The 15,695-nt window shown below is 61.4% G+C and carries 14 protein-coding genes; 6 read left to right on the top strand and 8 right to left on the bottom strand.

Annotated elements, in window-relative coordinates:
- Positions 1 to 70: 70 nt before the first annotated feature.
- Positions 71 to 532 carry a hypothetical protein gene (locus RIN13_RS01880; protein ID WP_309105629.1) on the top strand — a complete coding sequence of 154 codons (462 nt, stop codon included), beginning with the start codon at positions 71 to 73 and terminating at the stop codon, positions 530 to 532.
- An 86-nt stretch (positions 533 to 618) separates the two neighbouring features.
- On the opposite strand, the gene RIN13_RS01875 is transcribed toward RIN13_RS01880, so the two are convergent.
- Positions 619 to 2,439, bottom strand: a complete 1,821-nt coding sequence (locus RIN13_RS01875) for a long-chain fatty acid--CoA ligase (protein ID WP_309105628.1) — start codon at positions 2,437 to 2,439, stop codon at positions 619 to 621.
- 172 nt (positions 2,440 to 2,611) lie between these two features.
- Between RIN13_RS01875 and RIN13_RS01870 the strand changes: the two genes are divergently transcribed.
- Positions 2,612 to 3,712 carry an ROK family glucokinase gene (locus RIN13_RS01870; protein ID WP_309105627.1) on the top strand — a complete coding sequence of 367 codons (1,101 nt, stop codon included), beginning with the start codon at positions 2,612 to 2,614 and terminating at the stop codon, positions 3,710 to 3,712.
- A 43-nt stretch (positions 3,713 to 3,755) separates the two neighbouring features.
- On the opposite strand, the gene RIN13_RS01865 is transcribed toward RIN13_RS01870, so the two are convergent.
- From RIN13_RS01865 to RIN13_RS01855, 3 genes are read right to left on the bottom strand one after another with little or no spacing between them, the layout of a single operon-like run.
- A complete protein-coding gene (locus RIN13_RS01865; protein ID WP_309105626.1) occupies positions 3,756 to 4,292 on the bottom strand; it encodes a hypothetical protein in 537 nt (178 codons plus the stop codon).
- Positions 4,289 to 5,089 carry an alpha/beta fold hydrolase gene (locus RIN13_RS01860; protein WP_309105625.1) on the bottom strand — a complete coding sequence of 267 codons (801 nt, stop codon included), beginning with the start codon at positions 5,087 to 5,089 and terminating at the stop codon, positions 4,289 to 4,291. Before RIN13_RS01860 ends, RIN13_RS01865 begins: the two co-directional genes overlap by 4 nt.
- Complete coding sequence (locus tag RIN13_RS01855) at positions 5,086 to 5,874, bottom strand: alpha/beta fold hydrolase (protein WP_309105624.1); 789 nt, start codon at positions 5,872 to 5,874, stop codon at positions 5,086 to 5,088. Before RIN13_RS01855 ends, RIN13_RS01860 begins: the two co-directional genes overlap by 4 nt.
- Positions 5,875 to 5,985: 111 nt before the next feature.
- On the opposite strand from RIN13_RS01855, the gene RIN13_RS01850 reads away from it, so the two are divergent.
- On the top strand, positions 5,986 to 6,834 hold the full coding sequence (locus RIN13_RS01850; protein WP_309105623.1) for a lysophospholipid acyltransferase family protein: 849 nt from the start codon (positions 5,986 to 5,988) through the stop codon (positions 6,832 to 6,834).
- A gap of 174 nt (positions 6,835 to 7,008) precedes the next feature.
- Complete coding sequence (locus tag RIN13_RS01845; RefSeq protein ID WP_309105672.1) at positions 7,009 to 8,367, top strand: class II 3-deoxy-7-phosphoheptulonate synthase; 1,359 nt, start codon at positions 7,009 to 7,011, stop codon at positions 8,365 to 8,367.
- Between the two features lie 106 nt (positions 8,368 to 8,473).
- Here RIN13_RS01845 and pknB read toward each other — a convergent pair whose 3' ends face one another.
- Entirely contained in the window at positions 8,474 to 10,540 is a 2,067-nt protein-coding gene (pknB, locus tag RIN13_RS01840; RefSeq protein WP_309105622.1) for a Stk1 family PASTA domain-containing Ser/Thr kinase, read from the bottom strand.
- A gap of 96 nt (positions 10,541 to 10,636) precedes the next feature.
- Positions 10,637 to 11,998: a LysM peptidoglycan-binding domain-containing protein gene (locus tag RIN13_RS01835; protein ID WP_309105621.1), complete on the bottom strand. Its 1,362-nt coding sequence runs from the start codon at positions 11,996 to 11,998 to the stop codon at positions 10,637 to 10,639.
- Between the two features lie 257 nt (positions 11,999 to 12,255).
- On the opposite strand from RIN13_RS01835, the gene RIN13_RS01830 reads away from it, so the two are divergent.
- Positions 12,256 to 12,609, top strand: coding sequence for an Rv2175c family DNA-binding protein (locus tag RIN13_RS01830; RefSeq protein ID WP_309105620.1), 354 nt, complete (start codon positions 12,256 to 12,258; stop codon positions 12,607 to 12,609).
- Between the two features lie 38 nt (positions 12,610 to 12,647).
- Here RIN13_RS01830 and RIN13_RS01825 read toward each other — a convergent pair whose 3' ends face one another.
- A complete protein-coding gene (locus tag RIN13_RS01825) occupies positions 12,648 to 13,742 on the bottom strand; it encodes a polyprenyl synthetase family protein (RefSeq protein ID WP_309105619.1) in 1,095 nt (364 codons plus the stop codon).
- Positions 13,739 to 14,281 (bottom strand): hypothetical protein, encoded by a 543-nt coding sequence (locus tag RIN13_RS01820; RefSeq protein ID WP_309105618.1) that lies wholly within the window; start codon positions 14,279 to 14,281, stop codon positions 13,739 to 13,741. Before RIN13_RS01820 ends, RIN13_RS01825 begins: the two co-directional genes overlap by 4 nt.
- A 146-nt stretch (positions 14,282 to 14,427) precedes the next feature.
- On the opposite strand from RIN13_RS01820, the gene dinB reads away from it, so the two are divergent.
- Entirely contained in the window at positions 14,428 to 15,588 is a 1,161-nt protein-coding gene (gene dinB / locus RIN13_RS01815; RefSeq protein WP_309105671.1) for a DNA polymerase IV, read from the top strand.
- Positions 15,589 to 15,695 lie beyond the last annotated feature (107 nt).

The following is a 15,695-nucleotide window of genomic DNA, read 5'->3' as shown; positions in this document are numbered from 1 at the left end:
AGGGCGGTGTCGGTAAGACAACCGTCACCACGGTTCCCGCCTGGACATCCTGGCTTCCGATGCGGACCCGATGGTGGCCCATGCGTTCGACGACGCGGACTATCGGGCAGTCACCGACATCCTGGGGCGCTACTACTCGATCGTGCTGACCGACTCCGGCACTGGCATGGTTCACTCCGTGATGAAGGGAACCCTGGAAAAAGCCGATGCTGTTGTGCTGGTTTCAGGCGGGAGCGTTGACGAAGCCAGGCTTGCGTCCGAAACGCTGTCCTGGCTTGAAGCCCATGGACGACATGACCTGGTGGCCAAGGCCACGGTGGTGATCAACATGGCTGCCGGTGCCGGGACCCTGGTCAACGTGGACGAGATAGAACAGCACTTTCTGTCCCGGGTCAAAAACGTGGTACGGATTCCCCACGACCGTCACCTGGCAGAAGGATCCAGAATCGACCTTCGCCAACTTCGGCCTGCCACAAGGGCGGCTGCAGTCGAACTGGCCGCGCTGGTAGTTGAGGAGCTTCAGCAGAGCTGAGCTGCGTCCCGCTTAAGTAGGTTTCCAGTCTGCGCAGGCCCCAAGGCCTGCGCAGACTGACCGCTTTTACGCGCGAACTTACCCCTTTAGGCGTGAGTCGGGCGGGGAGCGGCGTACATTTCGCCGATCACGGAATCGAAGTCCTTCATGACCTGTGCCCGCTTCACCTTCATCGAGGGAGTCAGGTGCCCTGACGCCTCCGTGAAGTCCGAGGGAACAATCCGGAACGACTTGATGGCTTCGGCCTGCGAGACCGAGCCATTGGCGTGGTTGATCAATTCCTGGACAGCAGCCCTGACCACCGGATTCTCGGTTGCCTCCTGGAGCGTCGTGGTCGCGGGCAGGCCATGGCGCTGGAGCCATCCTGGCAGTGCTTCCTCATCCAGGGTCACCAGGGCTCCGATGAACGGCCGGTTGTCACCCACTACAAGGACCTGGGACACAAGGGCATCGGCCCGGATCTGGTCCTCGAGCAATGCCGGAACGACATTCTTGCCCCCAGCCGTGACGATGATTTCCTTCTTGCGTCCGGTGATTGTCAGGAATCCCTGATCATCGAGTTGGCCGATATCGCCAGTGCGGAACCAGCCGTCCACGAAGGTCTCGGCAGCCAGGTCTTCACGCTTGTAGTAACCGCGCATAACGCACACGCCCTTGACGAGGATTTCGCCGTCATCGGCAATTTTCACCGTATTTCCCGGAATCGGCACGCCTACAGTGCCGATCTTAATGAGATCCGGGGTGTTGACCGAGACGGGGGCGGTGGTCTCCGTGAGACCGTAGCCTTCAAGAATCTGAAGGCCGATGCCTTGGAAGAAGTGTCCCAGACGCTCACCGAGCGGGCCACCGCCCGAGACAGCGTGCGCCACGTGCCCGCCCATCGCTGCCCGGAGCTTGCTGTAAACGAGTTTGTCGAACAGTGCGTGCTGGAGTTTGAGCCCGAGACCAACGGAGCCCTCCTGCCTGGCACGCGAATACTTGATGGCCGTATCCGCGGCCCGGTGGAAGATGGCGCCCTTGCCGCCGTCCTCGGCCTTGGTCAGTGCGGAGTTGTATACCTTCTCAAAAACCCGGGGCACGGCCAAAATAAAGGTGGGCTGGTAGCTCTGGAGGTCGGGGAGCAGGTGCTTGATGTCAGGAGTGTGGGCGACGGTAACACCGGCCGCCACGGCCAGGACGGAGATAAACCGCGCAAAGACGTGCGCCAGGGGCAGGAACATGATCGTCTTGGCGTTCTCGTTCACGATCGTGCTCAGCGAGGTGGCGAGTGCATTCTCCGAAAGCTCCACGAAGTTGCCGTGGGTCAGCTCGCAACCCTTTGGCCGGCCGGTTGTTCCTGAGGTGTAGATAATGGTGGCGATATCGCTCAGTTGTGCCTGGCTGCGCCGGGCCTCCAGGTCTTCATCGCTCACGCCGGTGCCAGCCGCCCGGAGCTCGTCAAGGCCACGGCCCTCAAGCTGCCATACGTGTGTGAGCGCCGTCAGGCCCTCGGAGGAGACCGCCTGCCTGATGATGTCCTCGTGGTGGGCCGCTTCACCAAACGCTGCCACGGCTCCGGAGTCACCCAGGTTCCAAGCTACCTGCGAAGGCGATGACGTCTCATAGATGGGAACGGAAATGCCACCGGCGAACCAGATGGCAAAATCAACCAGAGCCCATTCGTACCGCGTACGAGACATGATTCCTACGCGGTCCCCGGCGCCTACTCCGCTGGCGATAAGGCCCTTAGCAAGGGCGGAAACGTCGGTCAGGAAGTCCTTTGCCCGGACGTCCTGCCACTGCCCCGCCGAGTCGAGGCGCGAAAACAGCGCGGGGTTCGATGCCTTGGCTGCCTGACGCAGCACGAGGTCGGTGATGTTGCTTTCGGCAGGCACATTCACCAGGGGCGGGACACTGTATTCGCGCACGATAGCTCCTTTGATATCCATAAGCCCGCAAGGGGGTGCTCTAAGACTAATACGCGGCCCTCAAGAGTGGGCCCTATTTATCCTACTGGCGGGTAACTTTATGATTAACGCCATGACCGCCGGGGTCAGCGTGGTCCGCACGCTGCTGGATGAGGGCTAATAGAGTGGACCCATGCACTCAGTCCCGCCCGCCCCCTCGTCCAGACCCTATCGCAGGACGGCAGCGTGGCGGAGTCCGAAGCCGTACCGCCAGGATTCCGTCCTTCCGGGCATCTCCGGCCTTGGCCTGCGGGAACACCTGAGGCTGGGACGTCGGGGCCTGGCCATCGGTGTGGACATCGGGGGAACCAAGGTGGCGGCCGGAGTGGTCGACGCGGAGGGCAGGATCCTCAGCCAGGCACGACGTTCCACTCCCGGAAACGACCCACGGGCAGTCGAGCATGTGATCGTCGAATTGGTGGAAGAACTGGGCCAAGGCCACCGGATCCGTTCGGTGGGCATCGGGGCTGCCGGCTGGATGGACCTCGACGGCGGGACGGTGCTCTTCAGTCCCCATCTCGCCTGGCGAAATGAGCCCGTAAGGGAGAACCTCCAGAGGCTCCTCAGGCGCCCCGTTCTGCTGACCAACGACGCCGACGCTGCCGCCTGGGCTGAATGGCGCTTCGGCGCAGGCCAAGGCCAGAGCCGGCTGGTCTGCATCACGCTGGGAACAGGAATCGGCGGGGCAATGGTGATGGACGGCCGGGTTGAACGGGGACGGTTTGGCGTAGCGGGGGAGTTCGGACATCAGATCATCATGCCGGGCGGCCACCGCTGTGAGTGCGGAAACCGGGGCTGCTGGGAACAGTATGCTTCCGGGAATGCCCTGGGCCGCGAGGCACGGGAACTCGCGGCTGCCAATTCCCCAGTGGCCCAGGAACTTTTAAAGGCAGTCGACGGCGCAGTGGAGGACATCACCGGCGTCGTCGTTACCGAGCTGGCTAAATCCGGCGATGCAACCTCCCGGGAACTCCTGGAGGACGTGGGGGAGTGGCTCGGATTAGGCTTGGCGAACCTGGCTGCGGCACTCGATCCGGGGAAGTTTGTGATTGGCGGAGGCCTGTGCGACGCCGGTGAGCTGTTGGTGGCGCCAGCGCGGAAAGCCTTCGCCCGGAATCTCACCGGCCGGGGATTCCGCCCTGCCGCAGAAATTGCCCTTGCTGCCCTTGGGCCCAACGCCGGATTGATTGGTGCGGCCGACCTATCGCGGGTCAGCAGCCGCATGCACGGCTAGTACTGGACAAGCGCTGGTAACTAACCAAGGTGCTGGTATCTAACTAGACGCGGGCGCCGTCGTCGTACTCGTCTTTGTCGGTGGGCAGCTTCATGATCAGGTAAATCACCGAAACAACGAACACGGCAACGATCCCCAGAACCGCCAGCAGCGGTGCGGAACGCCAGAACATGGCTGCGAGCAACAAGGCAACCGGTCCGCCTATGGCGCCTGCCCAAGCAAGCATGGTCAAAGGATCGACGCCGGCAAGGCTCGGCGGCTCTTCCGGTACGAAACCATGATCCTCGTCTTCTACTTCATAGTCCCGGGGGCCACCCGGCTCCAAAGGGTCGGCATCTGGCTGGTTCCGTGGATCACCGGCCGCCAGTTGGCGTTCCGCGGCGGATGGCTCCGTTGGTGCACTGCCGGAAAGCCCCAGCGGGTCAAAGTCGCTGAACGGACGTGTGGATCCGGTGCCTTCATTGCCAGTACTCTTGGGCAGCTCCGGGTCACCATGCTCCAGCCTTGATACAAGATCCAGCCACGCGGCGTCGTCCGGGTTGGTGCCCGGATCCGGCGAGTTGGCATCAGGTTTTGTCATGGAAGCTGCCCTTCGGGTGCGCCGGGAAATGCCCGCTCTCCGGAAGTCGTGAGGACGTCCTGGATGAAAGCAGCGGAGCCCCGGAAGATTTTGTCGGCGTCGTTGTCAAGGGTAGCCACGTGGTAGCTGTTCTCCAGCACGGTCAGTTCCAAGGGGGCATGCGTCAGCCCACGCCTTAGCGCAGTAATGCTGGTATCGGAGACCACATGGTCCACCGTGGAGCGGAACACGCGGACAGGGGCCGTGATCCTCGGAAGGAGCCTCACGGTGTCCTTGAACATCCTGTTCAGCTCGTGGGCGGCGGCCACAGGTGTCCGGGCATATGCGCCCTCATCTATCCCGGGTTTCAGAATGTCATTGGCAATGGCAGGGGTGCTCTTGAGCACGAACTTGAGAATGCCGGCAATCGGAGCACGCGGATCGTCAATGACGAGCCCCGGATTAACGAGGATGGTGCCGGCCACCGGCCGTTTCGCGGCGACACGCAGCGCTAAAGCTCCGCCCATGGACAGTCCGGCTGTGAAGACGTAGTCGCATTCGCTGGCGAGTTCGCGATAAGCCTCATCGTAGGCAGCATGCCAGGCCTGCCAGCGCGTCCGTGCCAGCTCCTGCCAGCTTGTTCCGTGACCCGGAAGCAGGGGAATCCGGACGGCATACCCTTGTTCAGCCAGGGCTTTGGCCCAGGCGCGCACTGCATGGGGACTTCCAGTGAAGCCGTGCGACAGCGCAACGCCCACTCGAGGTCCAAGACCTGTGAAGGGGCTGACGAACGGGCTATGATCCGGGAAGCTGCTCATGATGTCTCCGAGGATACTTCCTTGGCCGCGTTCTCCAAGAAAAACTTCACTGACCGTTCGAAGATCACAGGGGCGTCAACGTCCAGGGTTGCCACATGGCCGCTGCCTGTCAAAGGGACCACCTCCAACCGGTCTGTCCCCAAACGGCGTCGGATCATCTCGAGTGAAGAGGGCGGCACCACAACATCTTTCTCGGACTTGAACACCAATGCAGGTGCCGCTATCCGGGGCAGCCCCCTGATAGCGGAGGTGAAAAGCTTCCTCAGCTGGTGCACGGCAGCGAGGGGTGTGCGGGAGTAGTCGCCGTCCTGGGTTGCTGCCGCCGTCGGGTTCTCTTCTTCAATCGGAACGGTGGTGGGCTGGAAATACTTGAGGATGCCCACATACCGGGCCCGGCGGTCATAGAAACTCAAGCCGGGATTAACTACCGCAACACCTTTCACCGTGTGGCGGGAGGCCGCCAAGAGGGCGATGGCACCGCCCATGGACAACCCAGCCACGAAACAGGCTTCCGTGCGGGCCGCCAGTTCAAGGTAAGCGGCCTCGTAGCTGCCGTACCAGTCCCGCCAGCCGGATCGTGCAAGGTCCCGCCAATGCGTACCGTGCCCGGGAAGCAGGGGAACCGAGACTGCGAAGCCCTGCGCGGCGAGGTGCTCGGCCCAGGGCAGGACGCTGAGCGGGCTGCCTGTGAAGCCGTGACAGATAGCAATGCCGATTCTCGCATTCGGGCCGTGACCCTGGTAGCTAAAAGCCGCCGGCACCGGCGGATTGCTGCTTTCTGTCATGTGCCCATCGTGTCACTGTTGGGGACAAATCTCACTAGAGTAGGGTTGCACTGAAGTCCCGGTCACGCCCGGAGCAGGGTTGGCCGGCTGCCCTCCGGAGAGGTACGACACGTGTTCTATTGGGTCATGAAAAGGATCTTTCTGGGTCCGGTTCTGAAGCTGCTGTTCCGCCCCTGGGTGAAGGGTCTGGACAACATACCCCACGAAGGCGCGGCAATCCTGGCTTCGAACCATCTGTCGTTTTCCGACTCTATCTTCATGCCGTTGATGGTTCCTCGGCCCGTGATTTTCCTGGCCAAATCGGAGTACTTTACGGGTACCGGGTTCAAGGGCAAGCTGACCGCGTTGTTTTTCCGGCTTACCAACCAGTTGCCCATGGACAGGTCAGGCGGCGCAGCCTCCGCGCTGTCCCTCAACGCAGGGATGGATGTCCTGACCCGTGGCGGGCTCCTGGGGATTTACCCTGAAGGCACCCGCAGCCCCGATGGGAAGCTGTACCGAGGCAAGGTGGGTGTCGCCAGACTGGCGCTGCAGGCGCAGGTTCCGGTCATCCCCGTTGCCATGATTGGCACGGACAAAGTGCAGCCCATAGGCAAAAGAATGCCGCACATCCGCCGCATCGGCATGATTTTCGGGGAGCCGCTGGATTTCAGTCGCTACTACGGCCTGGAGGACGACCGGTTAATTCAGCGCTCCGTCACGGACGAGATCATGTATGAGCTGATGCGGCTTTCCGGCCAGGAATACGTGGATGAGTACGCAGCCACCGTGAAACTTGCGCTCGCGGCAAAGGCCAGGGAAAAGAGCGACGACGGCATGCTGGACAGCACTGCAGATGGCACTGCGGCCGACACTGCGGCCGACACGGCAGCCGACGCTGTGGACAGCGAGAGTGACGGCAAGAATGACGGCAAGGGCGATGGAACCGACGACAGCACACCCGGCGAAGCAAAAGTGTGACGGTACTCTCGGTGCGAATGACGTTTGCTGTGCCCCGATCACTTCAGCGGCAACTACTCTTGTAGTGTGACTGAGCTATCTTCAAAATCTGCCTCCACTGTTTCCGGAGCCACTGTTGCCGGAGCCACTGTTGCCGGCGTACCTTTTTCCGGCGCATCATTGCCGGGGAGCGCGATGACAGCCACCGCCCAGAGCGGCGCTGCTGACTATCCGGGACTGGACAACTGGCGGAACCTGCCGGTTTCCCAGCAGCCCAGTTGGCAGGACAAGGCCGTGTTCGACGCCTCGGTCCGTGAACTGTCAGTCCTGCCACCTCTGGTTTTCGCCGGCGAAGTGGACATCCTTCGTGAGCGGCTGGCTGCCGCGGCCCAAGGTAAGGCGTTCCTTCTCCAGGGCGGGGATTGCGCTGAGACCTTCGAGGCAGCGACGGCAGACAAGATCAGTGCCCGGGTGAAAACCATTCTCCAGATGGCTGTTGTGCTTACTTACGGTGCTGCGCTCCCTGTTATCAAGATGGGCCGCATGGCCGGGCAGTTCGCCAAGCCCCGGTCGTCCAACGATGAAACGCGCGACGGCGTCACCCTGCCGGCGTACCGCGGGGACATTGTCAACGGGTATGATTTCACGCCCGAGTCCCGCGGCCACGATGCCGGCCGGATGCTCAAGGCCTATCACACGTCCGCCTCGACGTTGAATCTGATCCGGGCCTTCACCCAAGGCGGTTTTGCAGATCTTCGCCTGGTCCACCACTGGAACAAGGGATTCACTGAAAACCCCGCGCACGCGCGCTACGAGTCCCTCGCGCGGGACATCGACCGGGCAATCCAGTTCATGGCCTCCTGCGGTGCCGACTTCGAGGCCCTCAAGCGTGTGGAGTTCTTCGCCAGCCATGAGGCACTGCTCCTCGACTACGAAAGGGCCCTGACCCGCATCGATTCAAGGACCGGGCTGCCGTACGACACGTCTGCTCACTTCCTGTGGATCGGTGAGCGTACCCGCGAGCTTGATCACGCCCATATCGACTTCCTGTCGAGAGTGCGTAACCCCATCGGCGTAAAGCTTGGTCCGTCCACCTCCGGTGATGACGCCCTGAGGCTCATCGACAAGCTGGACCCTAACCGGGAGCCGGGCAGGCTGACCTTCATCACCCGAATGGGCGCAGGGAACATCCGCGAAAAGCTCCCTGCAGTGGTCGAAAAGGTTACGGCCTCCGGCGCTCAGGTTCTATGGGTTACGGACCCCATGCACGGGAACACGGTCACGTCTCCCAACGGCTACAAGACACGCAACTTCGACGACGTCATTGACGAGGTCCGCGGCTTCTTCGAAGTGCACCACAGCCTTGGGACCATTCCAGGCGGCCTCCATGTTGAAATGACCGGCGACGACGTCGCGGAGTGCCTGGGTGGAGCAGACCCGATCGATCAGGAAGCCTTCCTGGACCGTTACGAGTCCGTGTGCGATCCCCGGCTGAACCACATGCAGTCCCTCGAGATGGCATTCCTTGTAGCGGGTTCACTGTCTAAGCGGTAGTACTCCGCACGGCCCCCGTCTCGGCTTGCGTCAAAGCCGGCGGGGGCTTTGTACTATCGCCTACCGCGGGCGCACGCCGTCAGGGGCTTTGACTCGACGACGCCGGTTAGACGACGGTGAGTGTGACCACGGAGCCCTCGGGGACTTCGGTTTCAACCGGGTCCTGGTCCCTTACTGTGCCGAAGAATCCGCCAAGGATGTTGTTGACGCGAACCTGGAAGCCCAGTTTCTCAAGGGCCTTTCGGGCGTCGTCGGCCTGCTTGCCGATGAAACTTGGTACTTCCACAAGCTTCGGTCCCTTGGAAACAGTGAGCGTTACGGGCTGCCCCTTGGTCAACGTTCCGGAGGCAGGTGCCTGGGCGGCTACGGCTCCCTTGGGTACGTTTTTGTCGTTCACTGTCTCAGTTGCGATAACGGCCTTCAGGCCAGCTGCTTCAAGAGTCTTCACGGCCTCGTCCTGGGATTTCCCCCTGACATCCGGTACAGGGATGGGCTGGGGGCCCTTGGAGACGGTGAGACTGACAGGCGTTCCCCGTTTGACGGCAGTTCCCGGGGCGGGGTCCTGCGCCAGGACTGTTCCGACCGGGGCGGTTTCGTCGAACTTCTCGGTGACGGGACCCAGGGCCATCTCGGCCTCATTGAGCGTTGACTTTGCCTGGTCCAATGACTTTCCTGTCATCTCCGGCAGGGGGAACAGCTGGGGTCCCTTGGAGACGAAGAGGGCGACCGGCTGGAATTTTCTGATCTCCCGTCCGGCTTCAGGGTCGGATCCCACCACCAAACCGGAAGGCACGTCGTCGTCGAACACGTCCTTGGTGTTCGACTGAAACCCTGCGGTGCCAAGCAGCTGCTGCGCCTCGGCCACTGTCTTGTTGGCCACGTCCGGGATGGTGCCCGGCGAACCAGGGCCCATGCCGAAGAACCAGCCAGCCCCCGTAGCCAGAACAGCCGCAATGACCAGCACAACGATCCACAGCGCTCCCCGGCGCCGCGGATCCCCTTCCCGCAAGCTGCGGACGGGAGTGGCTGCGGCACGGTTGCGGGCGCGCTCATCGTCCCGTTCCAGCTTCCTTTGCTCCCGCTTGCCCAGCGGCCGCAGAGGAAGTTCGGGATCCTGAGGTAACCCGACGGGCCGGGAGGCTTGGAGCGCAGCAGGTGCAATGTTGGCTGGAAGTACCGTGGTGGGATTATTGGCACGGGCAATAATTTCCGTCGGTTCCGCGGCACCGATAACCACTTCCGTTGCTTCTTGCCGCGCGCCTGGTTCCTTCACTCCTGATGCGGCGGCGTTGTCCTTGCGTGCAGCCGGCGGCTGGAGATCCAGTTCCGCATCGCTCAAATTGGTGCGGATGTGCCGTAATTCGGACAGCAGGGCATTTCCGTCCACAGGCCGGTTTTCCGGGTCACCTGCGGTGCACCACTGGACCAGTTCATCCACTTCCGATGCCAGGCCGGGAACCTGGGCTGACGGCGCCTCGACTGTCCCGTGGACATGCTGATAGGCCACCTGAATGGGAACATCGCCCTCGAATGGCTGTCTGCCCGTGAGCATCTCGTAGAGCATGATCCCGACTGAATAGATGTCGCTGCGGGCATCGGCAGGCTTTCCCAATACAAGCTCGGGAGACAGGTAGGCCACGGTGCCGATAAGGGTTCCGGTGCTGGTCGACGTCGTGACCGCCCGGGCAAGTCCGAAGTCGCCGACCTTAATGCGACCGTCGTTAGCTATCAGCACGTTTTCGGGCTTGATGTCGCGGTGGATCAATCCTGCCGAGTGGGCGGCGGCCAATCCTTCAGCCACCGGATCGATCAGTGCCAACGCCAGCCGGGGGGAGAGGGCGCCCTTCTCATTCAGGACATCGCGCAGGGTATGGCCCTTGATGTATTCCATGACCAGGTAGGCAATCTGGCCGTCCGTTCCCTGATCGAGAACTCCGACGACGTGCGGGTGGGACAGTTTTGCGGCTGCTTTGGCTTCACGCGCGAGCCGGTCCAGAAAAGTGTCGTCGCTGACGAAGTGCGGGTGGAGCACTTTCAGGGCGACATCCCGCTCCAGCCGCTGGTCAGTTGCCACGTAAACCGTGGACATTCCGCCGCGCGCCAGCCGGGACTTTACCTGGTAGCGATTGTCCACCAGCGTTCCTACGAGATTGCCCGACCCATGTTCCTGCACCCTACGATCCTAATTGGTGCGAAGAAAGGGTCCGAATCGACATGCGACCCGAACCCTTTCTGAACTGCCCACGGGGCTCATCAGATCCTGGCGGAACTAGGAAAAATTCTTTCGGTGAGCCTTAATGGACGCAACGTAACTCTTGGTGTCCTCGTACATTCCATACTTACTGACGGAGTACTGACCCTGGTAGTAGCCGGCTATGGCGTGGTCAAGATCCTTGCTGGTCTTGATCAGCTGACGGATGATGGCCACTCCTGCGGTGGCATTGTCATAGGGGTCCAGCAGATTCAGCTTTCTCCCCACGAGATCCGACGCCCACTCCCCGGATGACGGGATGACTTGCATGGTGCCGATGGCGTTGGCAGGTGACACTGCCCGCTGGTCGAATCCTGACTCCTGGTGGGCGAAGGCCAGGGCAAGCGAAGGATCCACGCCCATCCGCCGGGCAGTATCTGCCACGATGGACCGCATTTGTTCCCTTGACGGGACTGGAGAGGCGTTGAGGAGGGCTTTGTTTTTGTTGGCGGAGTCCACAACAGCCGGGGGATAGGTAAAGCCGAGGAACGTGCTGGGCACCAGGGGTGTAACGCTTCCTACCGGCTGGACATCCGACCCCGGAATAGCCAGCTTGTTGCCCGGATAGATGACACTGGTCATTGTCAGCTTGTTGGCTGCAAGGAGGTCCGAAAGCTTCACATTGTGCTTGGCTGCGATGGCGGACAGCGTATCGCCTGACTTGACGGTATAGGAGCCGGGGCTTGAAGGAGCCGGTGTGGCAACCGGAGTTCCAGCAGGGGCAGGAGCAGACGGTGACGGCGCGGCCCCACCGATCTTGATCTTCTGGCCGGGGTAGATGATGGAGCCCATGTTCAGCCCGTTCCAGGAAAGAACGTCGGAGAGTTTGACGCCGTGCCGTGCAGCGATGGCGCCGAGAGTGTCTCCTGGCTTGACCGTATACACACTCCCCCCGCTTGAAGGAGCCGGAGCGGCCGTTGCGTCACCCTTTGGTGCGGACGCAGGCGATGCAGAGCCGCCCAGTTTGATCTTCTGACCGGGATAAATGACGGTGTTGGCCTGCAAATTGTTCAGCTTGAGAACAGCATTGGTATCCAGGCCGTACCGCCGGGCAATAGCACTTATCGTGTCACCCTTGGCGACCGTGTACTCGGCCGGAGCCTGTTGCTGCATCGGGCGGAATGCAGACGGCATCGCGGTGGACACAGCAGCGGCGGGAATGGTGGCAGCTTTTGCTGAGACTTCCGTCTGCAGGGCAACGGCACGCGCCTGCATTGCGGCGGCAAGGGTTGCGGGGACGGCCTTGGGGCGATTTTCCGCAGTGGCCGGCTGGGCCATCGCCAAGGATGAAAGTACGACGGCGGGAAGGGCTGCAGTTGTCGCCGCCACCATGGGCAAGCTTGGCCGGGGGTGCTGCTTTGGCGATCGGAACGTCGTCATTGGGAAAATCCTCTTCTAGGCGGCGAAATACTGCGAGTGCCCTTTTGTGTTGCTGATGAGACCTATGTGACTAATGATAGTTCTGTTACTGATGTGATCAATGTGAATCTCTCATAAATTGTCAGTTAGCACAAGAATTGTGGAAATTTCGGTATCACTGGCATTTTGGGAGTGTCGCGGGAAAGAGCAGTGCCTCGGTGCCACATCAGGCGCCTACTGACTAGGCGCAGTACCTCCAGCCGTGGCAACCTTGATCCGTGAGTAATGTAGAAAGCCTCGTAGGCGAATGGCTGCCCTTGCCCGATGTGGCGCAGCTGCTTGATGTGTCAATTACCAAAGTGCATGGCCTGCTCGATGAAAAGGCGTTGGCCGCCCTAAGAGTCGGGGATCGACGAATCCGGTCCGTTCCTGCGGCATTTATTCAGGACGGCCACGCCGTTGAAAGCCTGAAGGGAACTATCGTCGTTTTGTCTGACGCCGGATATTCAGACGAAGAGCTAATTACCTGGCTGTTCACCCCTGACGAATCCCTTCGTGGCCGGCCGATTGACGCGCTTCGCGAAGGCCGGAAGACGGAAATCCGCCGCCGGGCCCAGACTATGGCCTGGTAACTGGCCTCGAGGCCGGTGCAGCCTGGGTGAAACTCTGCTCAGGCCGCCCGGCTGACGGTGGCTTCTGCGAGTTTCCGCAGTGCGGTTTTGGGCAGGTCCTCCAAGGGGAGCAGATCCAAAGCGGCAAAGGCTGCGGCACCAAACTCGTCGATAAGCACCTCGGTTGCCTGCAGGGCTCCGCAGTCAACAATGATGCGTCGGATTTCTGCAACGTCTTCATCAGTGAGATCCGGCCGGCCAAGGCGTGAATCAATAAAAGCCGACTCCTGAGGCGTGGCCAGATCCAAGGCGAACGCGACCAGGACAGTCCGTTTGCCTTCCTTCAGATCGTCCCCGGCGGGTTTTCCTGTCGTAACCGGATCCCCGAAGACGCCCAGGACGTCGTCCCGCAACTGGAATGCCTCTCCCAGCGGGAGAGCGAAAGCGGAGTACCCGCGGAGCAATTCCTCCGAAGCTCCGGCCAGAGCTCCACCTAGCGCCAACGGATGTTCGGTGGAGTACTTGGCGGATTTGAACCTGATGATTGATTGGGCCCGCGTCACGGCACCCGCACGGTCCCGCACCGGACCGGCTACTTCTTCCAGGATGTCCAGGTATTGACCGGCCATGACTTCAGCCCGCATCAGGTTGAAGATCAGCCGGGCCTGGCTTCCCGACGCAGCACGTTCCCCGATGTCTGTAAACGACTCTTCGCTGAAGGACAAGCAGAGATCACCGGTGAGGATGGCCGCGGCGTGCCCAAAGCGTTCGCTGTCCAGCGACCAGCCCTGATCCGCGTGCAATTGACTGAAGCGGCGGTGGACACTGGGTCCGCCCCGCCGGGTATCCGACCGGTCAATGATGTCGTCATGGATCAGGGCAGCGGCCTGGAACAGCTCGAGGGCCGATCCGGCAGTGACAACTTCCGTGGCAGAGGCCTTTCCGCCGGCCCCGCGCCAGCCCCAGTAACACATCAGTGCCCGCAGCCGTTTGCCGCCCGTCACCAGGTTAGCGATGGAGCCCATGAGCGGGTCGATGTCCTGGGAAATAGTGGACATGATGCTTTGACGCGAGCTCAGGAAGTCATTTAGCTTGCCTGCGACGGCGGCGACAAAGGCCGTCTGCTCCAGCCGCAGCTGTTCCGCTGTGGTCACTTGGCAGACTCAGGGGAGACGTTGGCGCCGATCGTGAACGTTGAGACCCCTCCATTGTGAACCACGGCCACGTTGATCGTTTCGTTCTCACCCCTGAGGAAGTCCTTGGAAGCTACAGTTTCTACCGACTCGCCGGGGACCGCTTTGAAGCCCTGCGCTTCCAGCTCCTTCGTGTAAAAGGCCAGGACATCAGCGGCCGGGGCCCCAACACTGCCGACCATGGCCGCCGTCGCGGGAGTGCCCGTCTTATCGAAACTGCTCGAAAGCACTTTTGCTCCAGGCATCAGGGGCAGCAGCTTCGAGGGAAAACCTTCCACAAGGGCTCCGACCGTTGCCGATGGCGACGGCGAAGCCGAGGGATCCTGTGAGGCCGGAGCGGATGCCGTCGCTGTGGACGATCCGGTTGACGTGGCGGTTTGTTTCGAGGCGGAGGGCTCGGGGGAGGAGCCGTTACCGGGAGCCGTGGGAGTGCACGCAGCCGTGGCAAACAGTGTTGCGGCAGCCAATAGTGCAAGGCCTGTTGGTTTCAGCTTTCCCATACCCTTCACAGGTACTCCTTCTAGGGTCGACGCCGGATTCAGCCTCCAGTTTAGTCAGTCCCCGGGACTAGGATTGAGCTGTGGTGCCGGACAACAACCCTCAGCCGCCCGGAGCAGCTCTTCGGGAACTCCGGCGCAGCAGCATTATGCACGTCGATATGGATGCCTTTTTTGTCTCTGTCGAGCTCCGCAGCCGGCCTGAACTGGTGGGAAAGCCGGTGATTGTCGGGCATCCCGCTGACAGGTCGGTTGTGTTGTCAGCCTCCTATGAGGCCCGCTCATTTGGTGTCAAGTCCGCCATGCCCATGGTTGTGGCGCAGAGAATGTGTCCCCGTGCGGTCATCATCGAGCCGCGTCACAAGCTCTACTACGAAGTCTCAGCAGAGTTGATGGGAATCTTCGAATCCATCACCCAGCTTGTGGAGCCGCTGAGCGTCGATGAGGCCTTTCTGGATGTAGGGGGTGCCATCCGGCGTCTCGGCTCACCCCGGGATATCGGTGAACTTATCCGACGCCGGGTCAGGGAGGAGCTGGGCATTACCGCCTCCGTCGGAATTGCAGCCAGTAAGTTCGTTGCCAAGATTGCCTCCACCCGATGCAAACCGGACGGACTCCTCCTTATCCTGCCGGAGGAGACCATCCCGTATCTTCACAGCCTCCCCGTAGATGCATTGTGGGGAGTTGGAGCGAAATCAGTCGAAGTCCTCGCCAGAATGGGCATCCGAACAGTCGCTGACGTCGCGGCAACCCCCGTGCAATCGCTCAAAAAGGTCCTGGGAGCATCCGGAGAGCACGTCCATCGTTTGTCCTGGGGAATCGACCCACGAGTGGTAACCCCGGTGAGAGTGGAAAAGAGCATAGGCGCTGAGGAAACTTTTGCCGAAGATACCGCCGACGACGCAGTGCTGCGGCGGGAGTTGCTGAGGCTTTCCCACCGGACGGCCGCGAGACTGCGCAGTGCGGGTTTAGTGGCCAGGACAGTGGCTCTGAAAATCCGGTTTGCTGACTTCTCCACCATTAGCCGCAGCCGCAGCGTGACCACACCCATTGACAGTGCCCAACTTCTTTATGGTGTAGCGGGTCAATTGTTGGATTCTCTCGGCAACCGCCCCATGTCCGTCCGGCTTATAGGGGTGCGCGCCGAACACCTCGAGGAAACAGGGCAGACGGCACTGCAACTCAGCCTGGACCGGCGGGAAGACAACTGGCGTTCCGCCGAGCAGGCACTGGACAGGGTGACCGGGAAATTTGGCAATAAATCGCTCCTCCCGGCCCGGCTCCTTGGATCCAAGGATCAACCGCGCTGATCGGCACTGCCGGACGCCTGCAAATACCACAGGCGCTCCGCCGGTATCTTTCAGAACCGAGCCCAACAAACTATCCTTAGAGGTACATAGATTTCGAACGTCTGGAC

The organism is Arthrobacter sp. (assembly GCF_031179985.1).
GTDB lineage: Bacteria > Actinomycetota > Actinomycetes > Actinomycetales > Micrococcaceae > Arthrobacter.
The sequence above is the reverse complement of the archived record's forward strand: the minus strand, read 5'-3'. Positions and strand labels throughout refer to the sequence as shown.